20 protein-coding genes are annotated in these 21,518 nt (G+C 46.2%); 5 read left to right on the forward strand and 15 right to left on the reverse strand.

Annotation, left to right across the window (positions count from 1 at the left end; translation table 11 throughout):
- Positions 1–110: 110 nt before the first annotated feature.
- Positions 111–1,988 carry a caspase, EACC1-associated type gene (locus QUA70_RS15235; protein ID WP_333348343.1) on the reverse strand — a complete coding sequence of 626 codons (1,878 nt, stop codon included), beginning with the start codon at positions 1,986–1,988 and terminating at the stop codon, positions 111–113.
- A gap of 9 nt (positions 1,989–1,997) precedes the next feature.
- Positions 1,998–2,378 (reverse strand): hypothetical protein, encoded by a 381-nt coding sequence (locus tag QUA70_RS15240; protein WP_333348340.1) that lies wholly within the window; start codon positions 2,376–2,378, stop codon positions 1,998–2,000.
- A gap of 142 nt (positions 2,379–2,520) precedes the next feature.
- Here QUA70_RS15240 and QUA70_RS15245 point away from each other — a divergent pair, with 142 nt between their 5' ends.
- The gene (locus QUA70_RS15245) at positions 2,521–2,727 is read left to right on the forward strand and encodes a hypothetical protein (RefSeq protein ID WP_333348337.1); all 207 of its coding nucleotides are present in this window, start codon (positions 2,521–2,523) and stop codon (positions 2,725–2,727) included.
- Between the two features lie 100 nt (positions 2,728–2,827).
- On the opposite strand, the gene QUA70_RS15250 is transcribed toward QUA70_RS15245, so the two are convergent.
- The 3 genes from QUA70_RS15250 to QUA70_RS15260 form a co-directional block, all read right to left on the reverse strand.
- Positions 2,828–3,469, reverse strand: coding sequence for an RNA ligase family protein (locus tag QUA70_RS15250; protein WP_333348334.1), 642 nt, complete (start codon positions 3,467–3,469; stop codon positions 2,828–2,830).
- Between the two features lie 148 nt (positions 3,470–3,617).
- Entirely contained in the window at positions 3,618–6,005 is a 2,388-nt protein-coding gene (locus QUA70_RS15255; RefSeq protein ID WP_333348331.1) for an EF-hand domain-containing protein, read from the reverse strand.
- Between the two features lie 693 nt (positions 6,006–6,698).
- On the reverse strand, positions 6,699–7,943 hold the full coding sequence (locus tag QUA70_RS15260) for an HhoA/HhoB/HtrA family serine endopeptidase (RefSeq protein WP_333348328.1): 1,245 nt from the start codon (positions 7,941–7,943) through the stop codon (positions 6,699–6,701).
- A gap of 178 nt (positions 7,944–8,121) precedes the next feature.
- On the opposite strand from QUA70_RS15260, the gene QUA70_RS15265 reads away from it, so the two are divergent.
- Entirely contained in the window at positions 8,122–8,475 is a 354-nt protein-coding gene (locus QUA70_RS15265) for a metal-sensing transcriptional repressor (RefSeq protein ID WP_242723064.1), read from the forward strand.
- A gap of 271 nt (positions 8,476–8,746) precedes the next feature.
- Here QUA70_RS15265 and QUA70_RS15270 read toward each other — a convergent pair whose 3' ends face one another.
- Positions 8,747–9,184: a helix-turn-helix domain-containing protein gene (locus QUA70_RS15270; protein ID WP_006632106.1), complete on the reverse strand. Its 438-nt coding sequence runs from the start codon at positions 9,182–9,184 to the stop codon at positions 8,747–8,749.
- Between the two features lie 1,088 nt (positions 9,185–10,272).
- Here QUA70_RS15270 and QUA70_RS15275 point away from each other — a divergent pair.
- Positions 10,273–10,917 carry a pentapeptide repeat-containing protein gene (locus QUA70_RS15275; protein ID WP_333348325.1) on the forward strand — a complete coding sequence of 215 codons (645 nt, stop codon included), beginning with the start codon at positions 10,273–10,275 and terminating at the stop codon, positions 10,915–10,917.
- A gap of 260 nt (positions 10,918–11,177) precedes the next feature.
- Complete coding sequence (locus QUA70_RS15280; protein WP_333330134.1) at positions 11,178–11,954, forward strand: pentapeptide repeat-containing protein; 777 nt, start codon at positions 11,178–11,180, stop codon at positions 11,952–11,954.
- 7 nt (positions 11,955–11,961) lie between these two features.
- Here the strand turns inward: QUA70_RS15280 and QUA70_RS15285 are convergent, their stop codons facing one another.
- The 8 genes from QUA70_RS15285 to modB all read right to left on the reverse strand — a co-directional run bounded on the left by QUA70_RS15285 (position 11,962) and on the right by modB (position 20,444).
- Complete coding sequence (locus QUA70_RS15285; RefSeq protein WP_333348322.1) at positions 11,962–14,967, reverse strand: GAF domain-containing protein; 3,006 nt, start codon at positions 14,965–14,967, stop codon at positions 11,962–11,964.
- A gap of 371 nt (positions 14,968–15,338) precedes the next feature.
- Entirely contained in the window at positions 15,339–15,791 is a 453-nt protein-coding gene (locus QUA70_RS15290; protein WP_333348319.1) for an NADAR domain-containing protein, read from the reverse strand.
- A 376-nt stretch (positions 15,792–16,167) separates the two neighbouring features.
- Positions 16,168–16,461 carry a hypothetical protein gene (locus QUA70_RS15295; RefSeq protein WP_333348316.1) on the reverse strand — a complete coding sequence of 98 codons (294 nt, stop codon included), beginning with the start codon at positions 16,459–16,461 and terminating at the stop codon, positions 16,168–16,170.
- A gap of 1 nt (position 16,462) precedes the next feature.
- Positions 16,463–16,600, reverse strand: a complete 138-nt coding sequence (locus QUA70_RS28615; RefSeq protein WP_445251645.1) for an FAD-dependent oxidoreductase — start codon at positions 16,598–16,600, stop codon at positions 16,463–16,465.
- Positions 16,601–16,787: 187 nt separating this feature from the next.
- The gene (gene frr / locus QUA70_RS15300; protein ID WP_333206474.1) at positions 16,788–17,336 is read right to left on the reverse strand and encodes a ribosome recycling factor; all 549 of its coding nucleotides are present in this window, start codon (positions 17,334–17,336) and stop codon (positions 16,788–16,790) included.
- A complete protein-coding gene (gene pyrH, locus QUA70_RS15305) occupies positions 17,323–18,051 on the reverse strand; it encodes a UMP kinase (protein WP_333047891.1) in 729 nt (242 codons plus the stop codon). The genes frr and pyrH overlap by 14 nt, the downstream gene beginning before the upstream one ends.
- A 131-nt stretch (positions 18,052–18,182) precedes the next feature.
- Positions 18,183–18,581: a peptide-methionine (R)-S-oxide reductase MsrB gene (gene msrB / locus QUA70_RS15310; protein ID WP_333047892.1), complete on the reverse strand. Its 399-nt coding sequence runs from the start codon at positions 18,579–18,581 to the stop codon at positions 18,183–18,185.
- A 90-nt stretch (positions 18,582–18,671) separates the two neighbouring features.
- Positions 18,672–20,444: a molybdate ABC transporter permease subunit gene (gene modB / locus QUA70_RS15315; RefSeq protein ID WP_333410491.1), complete on the reverse strand. Its 1,773-nt coding sequence runs from the start codon at positions 20,442–20,444 to the stop codon at positions 18,672–18,674.
- Between modB and QUA70_RS15320 the strand changes: the two genes are divergently transcribed.
- Positions 20,353–20,562, forward strand: coding sequence for a hypothetical protein (locus QUA70_RS15320; protein ID WP_333410493.1), 210 nt, complete (start codon positions 20,353–20,355; stop codon positions 20,560–20,562). The two genes, modB and QUA70_RS15320, sit on opposite strands and share 92 nt — an antisense overlap.
- Here QUA70_RS15320 and modA read toward each other — a convergent pair whose 3' ends face one another.
- Positions 20,563–21,369, reverse strand: a complete 807-nt coding sequence (gene modA / locus QUA70_RS15325) for a molybdate ABC transporter substrate-binding protein (RefSeq protein ID WP_333410486.1) — start codon at positions 21,367–21,369, stop codon at positions 20,563–20,565.
- Positions 21,370–21,518: the final 149 nt, after the last annotated feature.

Genomic DNA, 21,518 nt, shown 5'->3' on the forward strand with positions numbered 1-21,518 from the left:
TTATATTGCCGAGGAGAACTCGAATTCACTCATCTTTCTAAATGCTGTTTTCTCACTTTTTCAGCAAGCCCTACATATATAGATAGGATCGTTCAAGTTGTAGTTATCCTTTACTTGATGAGCTGCGTTGATCCTGAAACGCATTGAGGCTGACCACCTACCAACGTCGGAGGAGCAAGCCTACTTGTAGAAGGTGTATTTCCCTCACAGATAATACTGATACTCCTCAGGCCGTCTTTGGTTTTGATTGAAAATACTCCACCTACATAGCCCTTCCAGCTATCCTCCTTAGGGATAGCTGTTGAGATAACTTGCGCTTGCATTCCCGAGCCAGAGACAGTAATAACATAGCTGTAGATCTGAGTTTCCTGCTTGAGTCCAATACCTAGATTTTCCAAGCTAGATGAATATGTACCTTTCTCCGCAAAATACGCCTGTTGTGCTCTGTTCATGGTTGCAACATAATGTTTAGCCTCTGCTTGTTTCGCCTTAGTTGCCTGATTCAAAAAGGAGGGAAGAACGATAATTGTAAAAAGTATCGTAACCAACGAACCTAGATAACCGTATACTCCAACACGCTTCCCATTTTTTCGGCTTGAGGAAGCTTGCTTCGTACCAGCACCTTGCTCGAAATCTGTTGTTAAAGGTAATTCCTGTGGTTGTGAGATTCTTGCTTGAGGGTTTTGAGGTTGAACTGACTCTCTTTGGGGACTAACTCGGCGTTGCTTAATCAGGGTATGAAAAAAATAAGTTGAAAATCCCCAAGCTTTGTGGATAATGGTTTCTATGAGTTGCATATTTAGCCTTTCATACCGTAAATCAGCAAAGCCACTAACTCTTGCCCCAGGATACTGAGGTTGCACTGGCAAGGGAGTAGCTACTTTGGGTTCAGATGTATTTACCGATTGAGTTGGAGCTTCCTTGGGTGGCACACAGCTTGCGTGAATAGGCGCAACATCTTCATCCCTGAGTCCCAAAATATCTTGGTAACGTTGAAATCGCACGCGAATATCATCACTAATCGGATACTCTTGCTGGACTGCCTCAGCAAAAGCCTCCTCATATCGCTGTAGTTTTTTCTGGTACTCTCGAAAGGGTTTAAGAACTTCATCCTCGATTTCGGCAGCGTTCTCAGGCGTTAGTCCCAGATTATCTCGCAACTCGTTTAAGATTCTGCGATTAATTGAGAAAATCTCACCACGAGTGGCACAACGCTCAACTTCCTTACGATAAGTCAGCTTTGGATCGCCCACTGGAACTTTAGCTAAACGGATTTTGAAACCTTCTTCCACTGCATAGATTTTGGGCTTCATTGCGGGGGCAGCTTCTTGAACTTTTTTGTAGGCATAGTCGTGCAACTCATTAATCGAAATCGAGCCATCGTTATTTAAGTCGGCTGCACCTGTCTCAATCCCTTCTATAATGTACCGAGTGTAAACAGACAGATCTGCACCTTGTTGCTCAAAGGCATACTGAGTGGAGGTCGAAGAAGTCAGAACTGCCCGTCCTTCTCCGCCCAGTTGTTCCTTGACATCCACAACGCCGTCATCTTTTGCTGACATTCCCTCTGCAAACGCTCCACTGAAGCAACAGTCCAACAGAACCACCTGTCGCTTAGAACGGCTGTGGCTCATAATTTCATGAATGAAGTTGGCAGGAACAGCTGTTGACTTCATCAGTTCGCCTTTGGGACTCTTACGAGTAATGCGTGTGGCAAAATACAATTTGCCGCGATTGTCTTTAACCCCATGACCAGAGAAGAACAACAGTACCAGATCTTCTTTAGAGCGTTCTGAGAACAAAGACTCAATTTCTCCCTGCATCAACAGTGGATCGGGATTTATTAGCGGTTTTACTTGGTCAAACCCACCCATTTCAGGATGCTGCAATACCCGCTGCATAGCCTCGACATCTTTGACAGCCCCCGGTAGTCGGTTTAATCCAGGTTCGTATTCGCTGACCCCAATCAACAATGCTACCTTCGCCATTTTGACTTCCTATACTTTCAGAAATTCCTGGGCTTTTTGCATCACAAATTCAAACTCTGCTTGGCTGCTAGCTTTAAGGCTGATTTCTCTACCATCGGGGGTTTTCAGAGTCATTTCGATGGGTTTTCCACCCCATCTGTCGCTCAAGAAACCAAATAGAGCTTTGATGTTCTTGGGATTGACCTCAACTGTCAGCATCCCTAGCAAGAAGCCTCCTAACGATTTCGATCCGGGAGGAGCTTTTTCAACTGTCACCAAAGTCGCTTGTTCGACCCCATCAGCTTCCCTGACCTGTCGTAGCAAATTTTCCACCTCTGCTTGTAACTCCTCATCATCCAGACCTGGCTCGGACAGAGAAATTGTGACCTGAATATTTGATGTACTAGCCATGTTAATTTCTTTGTTCTTTATAGTCCACTATTTTACAGAGGATTTATGCAAAATTATTCTAAGGGTATCATATCAATTCCGGTTGTATCGGAATGATTAAACCGCAGAGGACGTAGAGGAGACAGAGAAAGGGAAGAGAGAGATGAATAATTCTGATGCCAACGGATTTGATATCATACCTTTTCCATCTGGCCGATCGCGCCGTCCCACTCTCGAAGCCAAAATAGGTAACAAACCGTTTGAGATTGCCCGCAGCCATCCGGTACAGGTAATCCGCCACCTCAGCCGCCACCCGGACATTCACACGATCGCTCTGCAAGTTCAGCACTGCCATCTCAGCACAAGATAGGTTGTTTGTCAACTATTCTGGTAAAGGGTGAGCAAAACAGGGTTTCAGCGATCGCACTACTCGATCGATTCAGGAAAAAAGTTAGCCTTCAGATTTTATATTACTCCCAGTAATTTTCCCAATCATCCTTAAAAGCTTGCTGCAATCTCTGCATATACGCATCAGTCTTAATCTTCACCATCCACAGATTATTAGCATTGCCGCCTCCCTTGCACACAACACCTTCATCTACACCGTATTTCCCCTTGCGAAGATCATCCATAAACTTGCCCGTCAGTTTGCCGCGATAAATCACTCGCGCAATATTTAATGTACCAAAATCCTGAATAAACCGATCGGGAATAACCATACCGCGATCGGTTTCCACATCAAAAAGCACCAATTGTTTGCGATCGTCCTTTTTGTGCTTTCCCGCAAACGAGTTAGCACCAAAAAACTCTGTAAACACAGTAATTTCAGGGCAGTGATACAGTTCATTCTCTCGAAATATAGACCCTAAAGGACTAGCAAAGTCTCTTTTAAAAATTTCCGGTGCTTCTTCTAAACCTGGATGTGCAGCATTAAATTCTGCAATTCCCATCTCATCCAAATCAAATCTACTGCGGCGCGTACCAAAAGCATACCAACCAAGTTCAACTTCCCAAACCCAATGCAAATTAGTGCCATCGTACTTCTCAAAAGCTACACATTGTTCGTTAGGGCAATTTTTACTATCTGGAATTTTGGGATAGGCAAGAAGCATGATATCGATTCCGGTTGCACCGTCGGTGCTTGTTGACTGTTGACTGTTGACTGTTAACTGTTGACTAATGACTAATGACTAATGACTAATGACTAATGACTAATGACTAATGACTAATGACTAATGACTAATGACTAACGACTGATATTCAAGTAGCCTCAACGAACAAACCGCTTCGAGCAAACTCCTCTTCTTCAGGAGTAAAGACTGGAGCTTCATCCACAAGGTCAGGGTCAAAGTAGTATATCTCTTGTAGGAATTGCCCCGTGACGATCGCCTCGTCCAACTCCTGGATGTAATCTTGAGCAACTAAGCATACCTCCTTGATGCCTTCCTCATCCCTCTTATCCAACAGCTTATGCAATATTGCTCTCACCCCTGTCAGTCGTGCTGCGGGCTTGAGGATACCGTAGAGGCGGTACATCCGATCCGTGGCAATGCTGATTTGTTTGAGGGCTTTGGCTTGTGCTAGCTCAGACTCAATGCTGGGCCAATAACGGGTAGTGTAGAATGCTTCCTCATCCTTTTGATACCACTCCTCCGATCGCGCAATTGATGAGGAGACAGTGTTGTGCAACTTCCAGAAGAATAAGCGCAGGGACGGGCCATCTACTACGGTGGACAGCTTTGCCTCCATTGATACCTCAAAGCTATTCAGACGCGGGTCGCGCCCAAGCACGAGGTACTCTACAGGGTAAATTTCCACCTCTTTATTCTGCACGACGTAGGCGTTAAGGTGGTGGCGGCAGTAGGGGCAGGGATACATACTGGCAAACAGGTTGAAGAAGTGCTTGAAGATGGCCACCAGAGTTTTTTGCTGTTCTGGGGTCTTGGTAGACACTATCTCAGCCGTAGTGTGCAAGAAACGCCACACCGCAGGGCCAATATAGTAAGGGAAACTGACCCGCATTTGTGAATTCTTTACTTCAGTGCGATCGATATACACATCGATGAACGCCACATATTGCGAGAGTTCGCCAGACTCGCGCCCAGACTCTAAGCGTTCGCGCCGTTTCTGTATCCCATTGAGGTAGTGGTGCGTCAAGCGCCATGCCTGTTGAAGCATCAGCTTCTGTTTTGGAGCGCATTTGGGAAAGCCTGCTGCAACATCCGCCCCATAGCGCCCAAATTCCCCTGACGTTTTAGTCGCTTCGTACCACTCGTTTAAAGCTGCTTCATCAGGCACCGTGTTGAAGGGAATGTCTGCTTCGGTAATGACGCTGAAGGCAGCCAGCAACTTCGGCATAAAGTCTTCATACCAATATGCTAGTGGCATCATCGCACCATCTATTTGCTCTAATGCCTCCGACAGGATGACGCGGTTCCACTTCTTCAGGTACTCTGTGGGATCTCCCTCGGATTTGGCTGGTGGCGCTCCCATGCTCTCACTCAGCTCCAGGTTTCGCAGTCGGTTGAGTTCGTTGATGGCAAGCACACCCTCGGCAATGTCACGCAAGTTGAGACTATCCTTTTTGATGGTCATTGCCAACTCGACTGCCGCCGCAAACTTCTCCTTGGCGGTGGCAGACTTATCCCGCGCCTGCAACATGGCTTGTTCTTGGGCCAACATTTCAGGAGTTTTTTCTATGGTTTTCCAGTTCTTGATGCGATGCTCTAGTCGGGCATATTCATCTTCGAGCGATTTAACTACTGCATCCAGTAGAGGGTTGCACGCCGACTCTACTACACCCAATCCTTTATAAAGCGCGATCGCACTCCTGACAAATCCCACAAAATCAGCAATTTTGTATGGCAAGTCTCTCACGCACAAGTGAGTCTCGTGGTTGGCACAGAAACTCTCGCGGAAGCTGCGGTAGGCTGCTCCCTGGATCAGACGAAACAAACCAATCTGCATCTCCAAGCGAGACGTACCGCGCTTCTTTTCAGCTTGTGGGTGTTGGGCGAGTAGTTCTTTTAGCCGCGCTATTTCTCGATTGCAACCGGTGGGTGGTTCTTGTAGATCTTCTAGATTAGGTTCAATAGTGGCAGAAGCTGCCTCGTTGACAGCAGTGGCTATACTTTCGAGCGCAGCCACTGTACTATCTGAAATCTCGGTTGTCAGTGCACAGACAACCGGAACCGACAAGTCTCGATCTCCTGTTGCAATCTCTGACTCATCGGGTACCAGTGTGCAGAATTCCTCAAAGTCAATTAAGGCATTGCCGTCATGGTCTGCCTCTTTGATGATCTCATCGAGCTCTGGCTCTGTCAGCCCAAACTCGCTCATCACATCCTGCATCTCGTTTTTACTGATTTGACCGGTACCGTTTTCATCAAATACACTAAATGACATTTTGAGACGGCTCTGGCGATCGCCTTGCTGGGACACCATCAGCATTTTGAATTCCTCAAAATCGATACTGCCAGACTTGTCTAAGTCCACTTCCTCGATCGTGTCGCGCAGCTCGGTTTCGTTAGCACTCTGTCCTAGCGATCGCATCACTTGACCGAGTTCTTCTGAGGAAATAGCACCGCTCCCGTCCGCGTCCAATACTTTGAACACTTCCCATAACTTTGCCTCCTCTTCTTCAGTCATAGCTTTTTTTTCAAACTCCACAGAGGTCATAATAAATTCTCCCAAATTTTTATTTTATGTCTATTAATTATGGCTAATATAAATAGGTAATCACAAAAAAACCATAATATTTTGTAAGATTTTGTAGGGGGCTGGTTTAGCCTAGGATATATACTAAGAGAGATGTAATGAGGGCAAAACCCGCGCTACCCTGTAATGTTTATTTGAACCCACTTATTTTAATTCCTGATGAATTACGCAACTGTTACAAATGATACTATAACTCTGCCTAGTTGCCAGCGTTATCGCACTAATTGGGCGTTTTTGTGGGTAAATTAAATAGTTAGAAAGCCATCCGTCTTCAAGTCACTCAAGAGTTTTTATTGTTGACATTGGAAAGTTGACTGTGAGTCGATAAACTCAAAATTGCGCTGATATATCGAAGATACAGATGATTGCCACTTGACTCTACTTTGTAATTCCGATGAAGCGCGGATTTGAGCTGAAGCGGTGATCGTCAGATCGAATTGACTGAAGGGCGATGGTCTTTAAAATCAGGATTTGGGTTAAAAATATACGCAATGTTCGGCTATAAGTGAGTGAGGTTAAATCATCTATGATAGCAATCCTATTTCATTTGTAAATAATTTTTATGCCCAGGACGCGATCGAGTCGAAGAGGGGTTTTTAATAATTTCCCCCCTTCCCCTTCTAGTTAAAAATCCCTCAGTTGAGCAGTTTGAACCGCAACTTCTTTAATCAGGGAACCGCGGCGCACCTTCAGTTCGAGAATTTGACCGATTTTGCTGTTTTCCACCAAATTTTGCAACTGTTCGGGTTCAGTCACTCCCTCGCCGTCAATTTGAACGATGACATCCCCCTTGCGAATCCCTGCTTCCTCAGCAGGCGTATTTGGCACAACTCGCATCACTAACACCCCTTTCACTTCCGGCACAATCAAAGGAGCATTGGGGTCAGAATTATTTTCTTTGGCCATTTCAGGAGTCAAAGCAATCATCTGAATCCCCAAAAACGGATGGCTGACTTGTTCTCCCTTGGCTAACTGCGCGTAGATGGCCTTGGCTTTGTCGATCGGAATCGCAAACCCAATACCCATTGCATCAGCTCGAATCGCCGTGTTGATGCCAATTACTTCTCCTCTGCTGTTTAACAGCGGGCCGCCGGAATTGCCGGGATTGATGGCGGCGTCGGTTTGAATGAAATCGAGCCGCTTGTCGGGAATGCCGACGGCTGCACTGGATCGTTTGAGGGTGCTGATAATGCCCAAGGTGACGGTGTTGTCAAATCCCAGGGGGTTGCCCACGGCGATCGCCCAATCTCCCACTTTCACGGCGTCGGAATCTCCCAAGGTGGCCGTCGGCAGGTCTAATTGCTTAGTATTAATTTTGACAACAGCCAAATCAGTTACTTCGTCAGTACCTTGCACTTCTCCTGGAAATGTCCTGCCGTCGTTTAAGGTGACAGTCACTCGATCGGCTTTGTCAACTACGTGAGCGTTGGTTAAAACAATCCCGCTTTTATCAATAATGAAGCCGGAACCTTGACCGCGCAACCGTTCTTGTCTGGGGGTCATGCTGCGTAAATCTTCTCCCAAAAATCTGCGGAAGAAGGGGTCTTCCATTAACGGGTCGATGTTGCGACTGACAGTGCGCTCGGTATCAATGCGGACAACTGCTGGCCCGACTCGATCGACTGCGGCCGTCACAAAACTGCCGGTATCCCCCAAGAGTTCCGGACTCCGCAGCGCTAGCAGTTGCGGATTCGCGGCGGTGGCTGGGAAACTCTGGAACTGTAAGTTGGGCGGATTTGTGCCGTCAGCGGCGGTAGCGGGTGCAGCATTGATACCGAGCGCACTCAGGGCGATCGTCATTGCTAAAATTAGGGCGAACCAGCGAGCACCCGTTCTAGGTGTGGGGCGAAAAAACTTAAATAGTCGCATAGCGTCAATCTTTGTTAGTCTGGGTTAGTCTGGTAAACGTGTGCGATCGTGCGGACTCAATAATCTGCCGCTATGAAGATCCTAAATATATTTTGACAGTTACAATACATGAGTCAGGAGCCCGCACAAACTCAACATATTCTGAATTCTAACTTTTAAAATTTCCCTCGTAACCCCAATGATTCTATCTGATACTTCTACTGACAAATCCTTGCCCTCAAATTCCCACCACCATCACGACGATAAATCAGCCCACCCTCACCATCACGATGAAGAATCGATGCGGCGGCTGGTAAATCGCTTGTCTCGGATTGAAGGGCACGTCCGCGGCATTAAAACAATGGTGCAAGAAAACCGTCCCTGTCCCGAAGTTCTCGTGCAAGTTGCTGCGGTTCGAGGCGCGCTCGATCGCGTAGCGAGAATCATTCTTGACGAACACTTAACGGAGTGCATTGCCCGAGCCGCTAAAGAAGGCAATATCGATACGGAAATCGAAGAGTTGAAAGCGGCTTTGGATCGGTTTTTGCCTTAGCCGCTGCCCATTTTTACATCGTAAAAAAACTCCAAGTTTTGACTTCTCGCGCATTTTTCAAGCATTTTTCACAAACGCGGGAAAAGCGTCAAATCTTCTCCCCCTCACCCCAATCGTTACAACACATAATTTATATGCTTCGCAGTTTATAAGAGCGAGTTTTGTTGAAAAAGAATTCGTTAGGTTTGTCGTGACGATGCAAGTCCTAAAAATCTTCACAGGCTGACTCCAAACAATTGGACGGTGATTAACCGGACTTGGTATCAACTGTCTAGACTTTCGTCAGCTTGGCTTTTAGGTGGTATCTGACTGTTGCGTAAACAGCTTTATAGGAAGCTTCAATGCTGTATTCCTGCTGCAACCACTCTTGAATTTCTCCATAGCTTTTAAAGCCTTCTTGGGGGTCACTGAGGCGCATTGCCAAACTAGCGCGGGCCAGAGGAGGAATGGCCGGCTTGCGGCCGCCACTGTGCTTTGTTTCGAGGAGTCCTTCGAGTCCGTCAGAGCGGTACTTTCTGAGCCACCGCTGCACTGTAATTCGGTTGACCCCGATCGTCATTGCCAATTCTTTAACTGTCTTAACGTGACAAATTTTGAACAGGTAAAGTGCTTGAATTTTTTGAAAGCCACTTGCTGTTTTTTGTTCAGTTAACAGGTTTTTTAGTTCTTCAATTGTCTCTGTGATGCTAAGTTTACATACTCCCGCCATATCAATTACCTCACGATTTGCGTTCTACAATACCTTTGTTTGACAAGGGAGCACAAGCTGCTCCTATCCTAAATGCTGACCTTTTGTTTGCCCTGAAGCAATACAAAAGCGTTCGTTATCATTAAACTTTTTCCTTCCGGGAGACACTCAGACGCTCAGAAACCGGATTATTTTAACCGGGAGCAAGGTTGCAACGATTTTTTTGGGAAAACCCGGTTTGGGGGTCAGTTTTGTATTTGATGGACAAGCGTCATTGCTAATACTGATAGGCGTTAATCGATCGACTGTAACATTAGCGGCAACAGGTGACTCTTAAGGAATACCATTTATTCTCTTATTGTTAAACATCTATCATGGTTTTCCTGGTATTTATTGGTATTTTTTGCGAACGTATGAGCGATTTTTAGTCATTAGGTGCTAGCAAACAAGCTAAGGTCTGTACACCAGCGATCGCATTTTTATACAGACATTCCCCTAGTCCCCGAAGTGCATTTTTGGCTTTCGCTGTGCGAGAAATCATTAAATATCAGCACTCTCACGGGTCAGAGCCGGTAGCGCCGAGTAACATTGCAACCGACTTTCTTGCCGCGCGCAAGTATCGGTGAAACTACTTGCTCGATCGCCAGTTGAGTAAAACACCGCGAGGGTGGGATTGTCAATTCCTCAGCATTACAGTAACACTATCGGCTATTTTGCCCCGCCTGCTGTGATCGAAAAGGTTGCTTCTATGTGATACTACTAACATTAATCCGTGATCTGTATCACACGTATACTCAGTGAACTCAACTATCCACAAAAAGTTATGGGTTCGATTGATCGGAGTTTCCACGTAGAATCTTTGGGATTTAGTTAGGAAGTGCGATCCAACTTGTTGTTAAATTTTTTAAATATTAATTTCTCACCCAAGTGAAAATAGAATGCAGCTTTGTCCTTCACCCTCACCAAACCATCTAATTTCTACTCAAACCTTGCAGATTGAGGGAAGTTTCAGGCTGGGTGTGAATATTTCAGAATCTAAAATTGCAGAACATCCGGTGCAACCAACGTGCTGACAGTATTCTTCATTTAAAAGGTGTAGAGAAGCCACAATGAACGTTGACGAACTGCTCAAGCTATACGCAATAGGAGAAAGAAATTTTAGCGGGGTCTACCTGCACGAGGTCTACCTCTACGAAGCAGAATTGATTGGAGCCAATTTGTATGAAGCCGACCTGATTGGAGCCAATCTCAGCAAAGCCAAACTCAACAGAGTCAACTTTGGCAAAGCCAATTTGTGCAAGATTAATTTGAGCAGAGCAGACTTAGGTGGAGCCGACCTCACAGAAGCACTTTTAGTTGAAGCTAACCTGCATCGAGCTGAGTTGATGGGAGCGAACCTCAGCAAAGCAGACTTGAGCGGAGCTTCCCTGATCCAAGCAACTTTAATTGGAGCCAACATATCTCGCGCAACACTCAGCCGTGCAGACTTGCACGGAGTAAATCTTTACGGAGTAAACTTGCGTAGGGCGGTGCTCACAGAATGCGATTTAATTGGCGCAAATTTGAGCAAAGTAGACCTTAGCGGAGCCGACTTAATGGGGGCGAATCTAATTAGGGCCGACTTGACTGAAGCGATTTTAAGTGCGTCCGACTTAAGCGGAGCAAACCTGTTGGGGGCAAACCTTACAAAAGTCAACCTGAGCGGAGTATATCTTAAGGGTACAACGATGCCCGACGGCACGATTCACGACTAATTTATTTGTTAATTTTTATGGTTGCCGAGAACAGCGGCTAAAGGGTAATGAGTAATTCATTACCCTAATTTATTGGCAGAAAAATCTTTATTTGACACTAAGGTAAGGCCGAGAACTTCAATGTAGGGCGCTGATGGCGCCCAGAACTCCTACATACGGCAAGTCAAAAGATTTGTTGGGTGAACTTGTGTTATGGTGATTTTCAATTGCTTCGATAAAAGCTATTTTAGATTTAATATTTTGAATTTTGGACGGTTAAAATGAAACTCAGAATCCTCGCTGCTGTAACGCTGCTGAGCGCGATCGCCCCGATCGCTCCTGCACCCGCCGAGAACATCCAACACACGCAACAACTACTAGCCACCCGACAGTGCCCCAACTGCGACCTCAGCAGTGCAGGCTTGGTTTTAGCCAACTTAACAGGAGCCAATCTCAAAGGTGCTGACTTGAGGTTGGCTAACCTCAGCCGAGCCAACCTCACCGGGGCTGACCTCAGCGGAGCCAACCTCAGCGGGACTAGCCTTTTTGGCGTCAACCTGACCGGGGCGAACCTCAGCGGTGCGAACCTCAGCGGTGCTGACTTGAGAAGTGCCTATCTCAGCGACGCCAATTTGCTCAACGCCAATTTAACTAACGCGCAACTGCTCGGAGTTAGAGGAATGCCAACCAATATCGGCACCGCTGAAGACTTCTACCGGTTGGGAGTGCTGGAAGCTCAAGCGGGAAACTACAGAAACGCCATTGATTATTACAATCAAGCGCTGAATCTGAAATCGGATTTAGCAGCCGTTTATTTTGCGCGCAGTATGTCTCGCGCTGACTTGGGAGACTTCGCCGGCGCGGCTCTAGACGCCGATCGAGCAAACCAACTCTTTGCAGCTCAAGGAAATCCCCAAGGTCAGGATTTGTCAAAGCAGTTAGCCGAAGCCATTGTTGCACGTCAAAAGCCTATGGAGCCCCGCACTTCCAGCCGCGGCGACTTTATGAGTCTTCTCGGTTCGATCGGTTCTGTGCTGGTGAAGCTAATCTTGCCTTGACGGTTGCCTAATTCAGCGGAATCTCGATCCAGAACTCTGTACCATGACCGGGTACAGAAACACACTTAAGTACGCCTTGGTGTTTCTCAACTACAATTTGGTAACTGATAGACAGTCCTAAACCCGTGCCCCGACCTACGGGTTTAGTAGTAAAAAACGGATTAAATATGTGAGAGATTAACTCTTTGGGGATGCCGTGACCATTGTCGGCAATGCAAATTCCTACCGTTTTTTCATCGATTAATTCAGTGCGAATCCGAATGCAAGGGGATGGGAAATCAGGAATCAAACACTGGGTGGCGGCATTTATATCTCCTGACTCGATAGGCCGTATTTGGGAGCTTAAATGTGTCGCGACTGCACTTTGCGCGTTAAAGGGAAGATTCATAACTTGCTTTTTTTGCCCCATTTCTAGGGCGTCCAGGGCATTGCCGATCAGATTCATAAATACCTGATTGAGCGAGCTGGCATAGCATTCTACTAAGGGCAAATTGCCGTATTCTTTAATGATTTCTACGGTGGTGTGATCGGAATGGGCTTTGATCCGGTGCTGCAAAATCAACAAGGTACTGTCGATGCCCTCGTGAATGTCAACGGCTTTTTTCTCGGCTTGATCGCTCCTGGAAAAATTACGCAAAGATACAACTAACTGGCGGATGCGCTCAACTCCTACTGTCATGGAACCCAAAATTTTTGGCAAATCTTCCGCAAGAAATTCGATGTCGATTGCTTCGGAACACTCGCTAATTTCTGGGTTGGGATTGGGGTAGTGCTGGCGGTAGAGTTCCACCAAGCAGAGTAAATCTTTGGTGTATTCGCTGGCGTGGGACAGATTGCCGTAGATAAAGTTAACGGGGTTATTGATTTCGTGGGCGACTCCGGCCAGGAGTTGTCCGAGACTGGACATTTTTTCGGTTTGAATCAGTTGGGCTTGGGTATTGTGCAGTTCTGTGACTGTTTTAGCTAGCTGTTCGGCTTTTAATCGATCGGCAGTTGCGGCATTGAGACTTTCTTGATAAAGTTCTGCTTGGTGAATGGCGATCGCAGCTTGAGCCGCTAAATGTTGCACCAATTCCTGTTCTGCAGTTTGCCAAACTCTCGGCCCCGAACACTCATGGGCAATCAGCAACCCCCATAATTGGGAATCTTTGCCTCTCATCGGCACAATTAAACTTCCTCTCACCTGCAACTCTTCCAAAAAATCGCGGTGACAGGGTGTTAAATCCTCCGTATAAATATCATTAATTGCTCGCACCCGTCCGGCTCGATAAAAGCAGTCTGAGCCTTCGGGCAAGCATTCTTGTGGAGATGTGATACCCAAAATTGACCGCCACTGGCCGCAAACAGCTTCGACAACTACCTCCCCCTGTTTATCTGCTGCAAATTGGTAGATTACCGTGCGATCGGTATCCAACAAAACTCTGACTTCTCGCACAATAGTTTGCAGTATGATTTTTAAATCTAAGGTGCTGCGAATCTGGTCTCTAACTCGCGTCAATACTTTGGCAAAGTCCAAGGATTTTTGCAATTGGGCGGTGCGTTCTTGAACTTGGCGCTCCAAGTTGGCATTCAGGGCCTGCACTTCTTTATGAAGAACATACTGCCCAATTGCCGAACAAAATTGGCTGCCTATAGCTAAAGCTTGCTCGATTTCCTCGCACTTCCACTCGGGCGACTGACCTTTTTTTATTTCTCGCCAGAGTTCAAAAGATTGTCTGGGAAGGGTTTGTGCAGCGCTGCTGTCAAAGCGCCCCGCCCACATTTTGGTGGTATCAATTGCATTGCGAAAAATGGTCAAGCAGCCGACCACTTGTTGTTTGTATTGGAGAGGAATTACCAGCAAACCCCGAATTTGAGTAGATTGGAAAGCAGGAACTAAAACTCTAAAGAGAGGTTCTTTGTATAAGTCTGTAATTATTAAAACAGGGAATAGAGAATTAGGAAAAATTGGAAATTGGGGAATTTCTTGGGTATTTTTTAATCTTTTTGTTAGCCATCCCTGCCAGAGGGGATGAGCTTCGATCGCCTTAACTATTTCCCAGTTGGGAAGTGTCGGTTGTTCTCCTGTGGTGAACAGTTCAAAGGCAGCATCACTGTGGGCCGCGGCAATTGGAAATTCTCCCTCAATCTGGGGATTAGATAACTTTTCACCGTTGATTTTCGGCGGGTTGAGATAGAGTCTGCCACCGCTGCCACCCAAAGCGGTGACCGTGGCTTCTAAGCCCTCTTGCAGTTGAATGTTGACGTGACCGTACAACAGGGCTGCTATGCGGCTCACGGTGGCTTCCCGGGCGGCTTGAGAGCGGGTTTGCTGCAGGAGGAGTGCGTGGGCGATGGCGCTAGACAATTGATCTGATACGAGCTGAACTACTTCTAAATCTGCTGGTGAAATATTGAGGGGCGCACAGTGGTGAGACACTAAAAGTCCCCACAGTTCGATGTGAATTTTTTGATTATTTCCTGGCTCGTATCGAGTCACACACGTGGCCGCCTCGCAGATATCTGTTTTGCTGTTTGGCGACGCGATCCTGCGGTGCAAAATCGGCACGACTAAGGAAGATTGCACTCCCATTGCCATCAGGTAAGCGGTGTGGCAAGGATCGAGCGCTCGGTAGTGCATCTCTTCCTTTACTAAAGGTTGACCGGTGTCTGCAGCATCGAGGGGACTCAGGACGATCGTCCCTGAGTTAACATCTACGATTGTCCGCTGGCGCAAAGTGACATACATCTCCCTGGCGCTGGCGGGAATGTCGTCTGCTGGAAAGTGCAGCCCTTTCAAGGAAGGGAGATGGTTGTTATTAATTGACTCAGCAACAACTTCTCCACTTCCGTCTGCACTAAACCTGTAAATCATAATGCGATCTGTTTTCAAAAAAGACCGCACTTCTGCTACCGTACTGATTAAAATATCTTCTAACTCTAGAGATTGGCGAATGCGTTCTGTTATCCGCCGTATCAAAACTTCTCTATCTAGTTTATAATGTAATTCTTGCGTATTTTCTGTGAGTTGCATAAATCTCCTTTTGTACTTAATACAATGATAATAAGAAGTTTTGAGGTGCTGTGGTCGCGAGCAAACTCAAATGCCTCACCCTGAGTTTTTGAGTCAACCGATCTGTACAATTAATGGGTAGCGCACTGTTGAGAGGCGACGGTGTATCGCCTCTGGCGCACTGGCGTCAGGAAAATCTGCGATCGCGCCGGTTGAATCCTTGCCTTCACTAGGCAGAGCGACTTAAGCAAATAATTATTATTATTTTAATGCTCTTATAAATTTCTCGCAATATTAAACTCTTACTATGAAAATTCTTCATTGTTAGGATAACTTGACATTTGTTGTAGAACTTCATATAATGATAATTAACGAAAGAATTTGAGTTTCTCTCAGCGCGCAAAGCGCTGACTAATTTCTTGGCGTACGCTCATCAGAATTTTACCCAAATGATTTTGACCGGTTCGATCGCAGCCACACCCCCAGTAGTAATCCGTTGGCGAATCCTCGACAATCACTCGATCCCCTGTGCCAAGGAGAATCGCTTGAATGTCTGTATGAGCGAGAAACTTAGTTAAAACTGCTTCGCGCATAATGGGAATTTTCACGGCTTCCCAATCAGCGCGAATCCGGTGGTTGGGATCGCGACCTAATTTAGCGGCTTCTTGAGGAGTTGCTACGGCTTGAATCGCCGCCACTAATCTTTTATCAGTGCTGACAAATTTTTGGGCTTGATAGTAATGCTCCACAGTCAACCAATATTGACCGTGCAGAGAAATGTCGTGTAGTGAAAAATTAGAAAAGCAGCCGTAAGGCTCCTCTACTTTATAAAAATAAATTATCATTAGATTTGAGATTTTATATTTTACAGGATTTAGGTAGAATGTAATTATTCAGGCTGGTACTAAAGCGCTTTACCGCGTTAGAGTAACGTTTCAAACCACTTTTTGCCTCCAGGAGTATTTGAGATTGATTCTATGAGCAGCGCGGGGCTTGTATTAAAAAAATCCTCGCATCGAATCGACTTTATTTAAAATAGCATTTACGCTTTTGAACCGAGTTTCTTGGAAAAAAGCGGGTTGGGGAACAAAAAATCTAGGAATCAACGGGCTTTCTCAGGAATAGTGCGTAATTCCTATTTTTAAATTAACGAGTAAGAATTTGAAATCAAGAATAAGTAATGGGGATTTAAGAATATTTATTATTCCCTCTTCCTTCATTCTAAAACAACATCAGCTTTTGAAAAGCGCGGTTAGCAATATGGGCATAACGCGGTTCGCCACACAAAATTTTGCTCATCAACTGAGTAGTCCTCGGAAATTGGAGGCCCGCTCTATAAACAACTCCTGTAAACTGATAGAACGCCTTGGCCAAGCGACTGGCCCAAACCATATCAGTCTTCCATTCTTGGGCGATCGATTCAGTGTACTGCTCCTTAGCGTCGTCGGCACCTTCAAGAGCTCGATCGATCGCCTTAGCGGCCTTAAAGCCACTAAAAATGGCAGGACGAATCACCTCACCGGACAGGGGGTCGGCGAGACTGGCTGTGTCTCCTGCCAGCAGCGAATTTTGCGACAGAACGTCCCTGCTTTGCTAGGTGATAAGCTGCTGTGCTGCCTGCCCGGCCTGCACCGACAATAATGCAATCAAACATTTTGGGTAATGGGTAACTGGTAATGAGTGATTGGTCATGGGGCAGGAGGAATTGGTAACTTAATGATTGTTAAATCTTGAGTTTTTAACTCACTACTCACAAATCATTAAGCGTCTGGGCGTTGTTCGCGGCCTGATCTCGGCAATCTCAAAACTCTTCCTATTCCCCCTGCCCAATTTCCCATTCCCTAAACAGTCGTGATATCTTTCTCTTTCGCTGCCAGAACTTCTTCTATTTTGGCAATGTACTTGTCCGTCAGCTTTTGAATTTTATCTTGCAAGTCCCGCGATTCATCTTTAGAGATATCGCTGCTTTTTTCCTGCTTGCGAATCGAGTCAACGGCATCGCGGCGGATATTGCGAATTGCAACTTTACCTTCTTCAGCAAACTTACTGGCCATTTTGACAAATTCTTGGCGTCTGTCGCTCGTCAGCGGCGGAATGTTCAAGCGAATAACTGAACCGTCGTTGTTGGGAACGAGTCCTACATCCGACAGGGAAATCGCTTTTTCGATCGAGGTGAGTGCTGTGCGATCGAACGGTTGAATGTTGATCGTAGTCGCATCCGGCGTGCCGATGTTGGCAAGGGATTTGATCGGAGTTGGAGAACCGTAGTAGTCTACCATGACTCGATCGAGGAGGGAGGCGTTGGCGCGTCCCGTCCTAATAGTATTAAAAGACCGTTGAGTAGCCTCAACTGCCTTTTGCATATGATCTTCTGCTTCAGCTAACTTCACACAAACCTCCGACAAGAGTTCCAATAGATTCTCCCATTACAGCTCGGTAGATGTTGCCCGACACCGAGAGGTCAAATACCATAATAGGAATATTATTTTCTTTGCAAAGGGCGATCGCCGTACTGTCCATCACCCGCAAATCTTGATTCAAGACGTGGGCATAGGTGAGAGTTTGATACCTGCGCGCGTTGGGGTTGAGGTGGGGGTCGGAATCGTACACCCCATCTACCTTAGTAGCTTTAAAAATCACCTCTGCATCAATTTCAGCCGCCCGCAAAGCGGCTGTAGTATCAGTAGTAAAAAAAGGATTGCCAGAACCGGCACCAAAAATCACTACTCGTTTTTTTTCGAGGTGGCGAATTGCCCGCCGCCGGATGTAGGGTTCAGCTACTTCTTGCATGGCGATCGCCGATTGCACCCTCGTTGGCACTCCTGCTTGTTCCAGGGCATCCTGCAAAGTGATAGCATTCATCACCGTAGCAATCATGCCCACATAATCAGCCGTTGCCCGATCCATCCCTGCCGAAGCAGCTTTCACCCCGCGAAAAATGTTGCCGCCACCGACAACAATCGCGATTTGAATGCCTTGGGATACGACTTTGGCCACTTCCTGGGCGATCGACTGAACGACTACCGGATCGATGCCGTAGCCCAAGCTGCCCATCAGCGCTTCACCGCTGAGCTTCAGCAAAACTCGCTGATATACCATCCCCATGCCGCCACTATTTTTTTACTCTTTTTGCCTCCACCATAAGATACCAGTACAGGTGCATTTTGAACATCAATTACCCAGAACAGACCCAAAAGCCTGTTCCAGAACACTTGACTGAGAACGGTTGACTAAATTTAATCCTTGGGAACGAAATTAAGAGCAGCAGAATTCATGCAGTAACGCTGACCGGTTGGTTTGGGCCCGTCGTTAAATACGTGACCAAGATGAGCGTCGCAAACAGCGCACAGTACCTCTGTTCGGCGCATGAACAAGGTGTTATCCGACTCGCACTTGACATTTTCTTCGCTAACGGGAGCGTAGAAACTCGGCCAACCGGTACCGGAATCGAACTTTGTTTCTGATTTAAACAGCTCTGTACCGCAGCAAATGCAATTATAAATTCCGGGTTTTTTGTTGTCGTGATACTCCCCGCTAAAAGCTCTTTCTGTTCCCTTTTTTCGGGCGACTTTGAACTGTTCGGGCGTTAGTTGCTGTTGCCATTCTGCGTCGGTTTTTTGAACTTTTTCAGTCATAATTTGATGTTGAGTTAAGATGTATTTAGCTGTTGAGTGTTGACGGTTAACTGTTGAGTGTTGACGGTTAACGGTATATTCCTAGTTAACTCATGCTTCCATTAATATTAACCTAATTGGCTCGAAATGAACATACCAGGGAAAAGGATTGTCCTTAATAGCCCTCCACTTTTCCTTGAAAACTTCGGCTTGCAACTGATAATCTTGGGAATCATTGGGAGGCGAGTGCAATTTGAGATATAATGTCACCCGGTGCGGAGTTTCCACAGTCGAGGCGATCCAACAAGCAAAAGTATTTTCACGATCGCACCCGCTAACAAAACTCAGTTGATGAGCCCGAATTCCCACAGAAACTAGAGATTTGGGAATTGGTTCGACTACAGTCAGAGTACAGCCCCAGTCGATCGCCTCGACGACAGTTTCTGCGATCGGTTTAGCTGCTGAGAAATTCTTACAGCCCGTCAACTGGGCGACGGTGAAGTTGCCAGGGCGATCGAAAATGTTCTCTTTGGTATCAAAGGCGATCGGCCTTCCCTGGGCCAAAACCAACAGATTTTTGCACACCCGGTAAACTTCCTCTAAATTGTGGCTGACAAACAAAGTAATTCCCCGATAATTAGCCAGAGTCTGCATTAACTCGCGTTCTAGTTGACTGCGTAAGTGAGTATCCAAAGCAGAAAACGGTTCGTCTAACAGCAGCAATTCTGGAGAAGGGGCGATCGCCCTCGCCAAAGCCACCCGCTGCTGTTGGCCCCCCGAAAGTTCGTGCGGGTAGCGGTTTTCCAGTCCCGACATTTGCACCGAAATTAGCTGTTCTTTTACTCGAAGTTTTTGCTCGCTTTCAGATAAATGCTGCAAGCCAAACGCAATATTTTGAGCAACACTCAGGTGAGGAAATAAAGCATAGTTTTGAAACAAAAACCCGATACGGCGGTCTTTAGAAGGTACATTAATACCCTGTGCTGAGTCAAATAAAACCTTGCCATTGACTACAATTTTACCGCTGCTGGGAGTTTCCAAACCAGCGAGGCAGCGCAGAGTCATGCTCTTACCAGAACCCGACGCGCCCAAAATTCCCAGCACTTCCGGGCCGATATCGAAACCGACATCCAAGGCAAAGCTGGAGAGAGGTTTAAAAATTCTTAAACAAAGTCCGCTTTTCGGTTGTTGTTTTTGAGATTGGGTGGTAAAACTAGACGCGAATTTAGGAAGATTTGATTGCAGTCTTTGGCTCGAATTCGCTTTGGGCGATGTCCTTTGTAAATTCGTCCAAAAATTAACAACAGTTAGCACGCTCAAAGAAATACTCAGAATAATCAAAACCCAAATAGCAGCTTGCCCCATATCCCCTGCTTCCACAGCAAAATAAATTGCCATCGGGATAGTTTGAGTTTGTCCGGGAATATTTCCCGCTAACATCAACGTCGCACCGAATTCACCCAAAGCGCGAGCAAATGCGAGAATAGTTCCTCCTAAAATTCCCGGCCATGCTAGCGGCAACATAATTCGCCAAAAGACTTGCCACTCCGATGCTCCCAAAGTGCGGGCTGCGTTGAGAAGATTGGCATCAATTTGCTCAAAAGCTCCCAAAGCAGTTTTGTACATGAGGGGAAATGATACAACTGTGGCAGTAATGGCGGCGGCTTGCCAAGTGAAAATTATAGTAAAGTCGAATTGTAGCAAAAATTGCCCGATCGCCCCATTTCTACCAAACAGCAGCAGCAGCAAAAATCCCACTACTGTCGGCGGCAACACTAAGGGAGAAATTAAAATGCCTTCAATCAAAGCTTTACCTCTGATGCGAGTTGAAAGCATCCACCGAGCAGCGGCTATTCCCAGGAAAAAGGTGATAAATGTCGCAATAGCGGAGGATTTTAGAGATATCCAGAGCGGAGAAATATCAAATTCCATCTATAAATATATCCGCGTTAATCAGCGCTTATCTTCTTTCATCAGCGGTAAAAAATCCCTAATTAGTTAGTTATCGAACTTTGCCAAATCCATATTTCTGAAATACTATTTTAGCGCGATCGCCCGCCAAAAAGTCAACAAACGCTTTTGCAGCAGCGGGATTGCGGGTGTTTCTGATAACTGCCAGCGGATAAACAATGGGCGAGTGCAAATTTTCCGCAGCCGTTAGCCGCACAGTTACTTTGTCGGAGGCTGTGGCGTCAGTCGCATAAACTATACCAGCATCAACGTTACCGCTTTCGACGAATGTCAGCACTTGGCGGACGTTATTTCCTAGCACTAATTTTGGCTGTATTTGCCGCCACAATCCAAGTTTATTTAGCATTTGCTGAGCGTATTGGCCCACAGGTACGCTCTTGGGTTCGCCGATCGCAATTTTCTTGATTCGGGCATCTGTCAACTGTTTGAAATCGCTCAAAGCAACACCGTTTTTGGGAGTAATCAAAACTAGACGATTTGTGAGCAAATTGCGGCGTGTGTCGTTAATTAGCAGGTTAGATTGCTGCAAAGCATCCATTGGGTTGGTGGCGGCGCTGAAAAATACATCTACCGGAGCGCCTTGCTGAATTTGCTGTTCTAGAGCGCCGGAAGCACCAAAATTATAAGTAATAGTAAAATTCGGATTACTGCTTTGATAAACAGTTTTGATTTCCCCTAAAGCTTTCGAGAGACTGATAGCAGCGGATACGTTTAAAGAGGTGCGCTGCTGCGTATCGACTGAGGAAAAGTTCTGAAATAAGTTCCAACTAATTAGCAGTGCTAGCATAACGGCGACTGCGAGAATTAAGTTGGGAATACGTCTACTTTTCAGGTTCACAGAAAATTGCTTTGAATCTTTTTACTCCTTACCAGACTCTGCCTGGTAAAGCAGATGCGGAGGGTGTACCTCGAATTGACCTCCACTCTTTGACGAGGCAGAGCCTCTGGAGATAGGTTCCCAGGCACAGCCAGGGAACCAGTTAATAA

The organism is Microcoleus sp. LAD1_D5, assembly GCF_036702115.1.
Classification (GTDB): domain Bacteria; phylum Cyanobacteriota; class Cyanobacteriia; order Cyanobacteriales; family Microcoleaceae; genus Microcoleus.

Excerpts from the sequence above, each read along its gene's own strand:
- QUA70_RS15255 (WP_333348331.1), bottom strand. The coding sequence starts at position 6,005 with ATGACTGAAGAAGAGGAGGCAAAGTTATGGGAAGTGTTCAAAGTATTG.
- QUA70_RS15265 (WP_242723064.1), top strand. The coding sequence starts at position 8,122 with ATGATTCTATCTGATACTTCTACTGACAAATCCTTGCCCTCAAATTCC.
- QUA70_RS15250 (WP_333348334.1), bottom strand. The coding sequence starts at position 3,469 with ATGCTTCTTGCCTATCCCAAAATTCCAGATAGTAAAAATTGCCCTAAC.
- msrB (WP_333047892.1), bottom strand. The coding sequence starts at position 18,581 with ATGACTGAAAAAGTTCAAAAAACCGACGCAGAATGGCAACAGCAACTA.
- QUA70_RS15280 (WP_333330134.1), top strand. The coding sequence starts at position 11,178 with ATGAAACTCAGAATCCTCGCTGCTGTAACGCTGCTGAGCGCGATCGCC.
- QUA70_RS15245 (WP_333348337.1), top strand. The coding sequence starts at position 2,521 with ATGAATAATTCTGATGCCAACGGATTTGATATCATACCTTTTCCATCT.
- QUA70_RS15260 (WP_333348328.1), bottom strand. The coding sequence starts at position 7,943 with ATGCGACTATTTAAGTTTTTTCGCCCCACACCTAGAACGGGTGCTCGC.
- QUA70_RS15320 (WP_333410493.1), top strand. The coding sequence starts at position 20,353 with ATGCCTTCAATCAAAGCTTTACCTCTGATGCGAGTTGAAAGCATCCAC.
- QUA70_RS15275 (WP_333348325.1), top strand. The coding sequence starts at position 10,273 with ATGAACGTTGACGAACTGCTCAAGCTATACGCAATAGGAGAAAGAAAT.
- pyrH (WP_333047891.1), bottom strand. The coding sequence starts at position 18,051 with ATGGGGATGGTATATCAGCGAGTTTTGCTGAAGCTCAGCGGTGAAGCG.
- QUA70_RS15270 (WP_006632106.1), bottom strand. The coding sequence starts at position 9,184 with ATGGCGGGAGTATGTAAACTTAGCATCACAGAGACAATTGAAGAACTA.
- QUA70_RS15235 (WP_333348343.1), bottom strand. The coding sequence starts at position 1,988 with ATGGCGAAGGTAGCATTGTTGATTGGGGTCAGCGAATACGAACCTGGA.
- QUA70_RS15290 (WP_333348319.1), bottom strand. The coding sequence starts at position 15,791 with ATGATAATTTATTTTTATAAAGTAGAGGAGCCTTACGGCTGCTTTTCT.
- QUA70_RS28615 (WP_445251645.1), bottom strand. The coding sequence starts at position 16,600 with ATGTTTGATTGCATTATTGTCGGTGCAGGCCGGGCAGGCAGCACAGCA.
- QUA70_RS15285 (WP_333348322.1), bottom strand. The coding sequence starts at position 14,967 with ATGCAACTCACAGAAAATACGCAAGAATTACATTATAAACTAGATAGA.
- QUA70_RS15240 (WP_333348340.1), bottom strand. The coding sequence starts at position 2,378 with ATGGCTAGTACATCAAATATTCAGGTCACAATTTCTCTGTCCGAGCCA.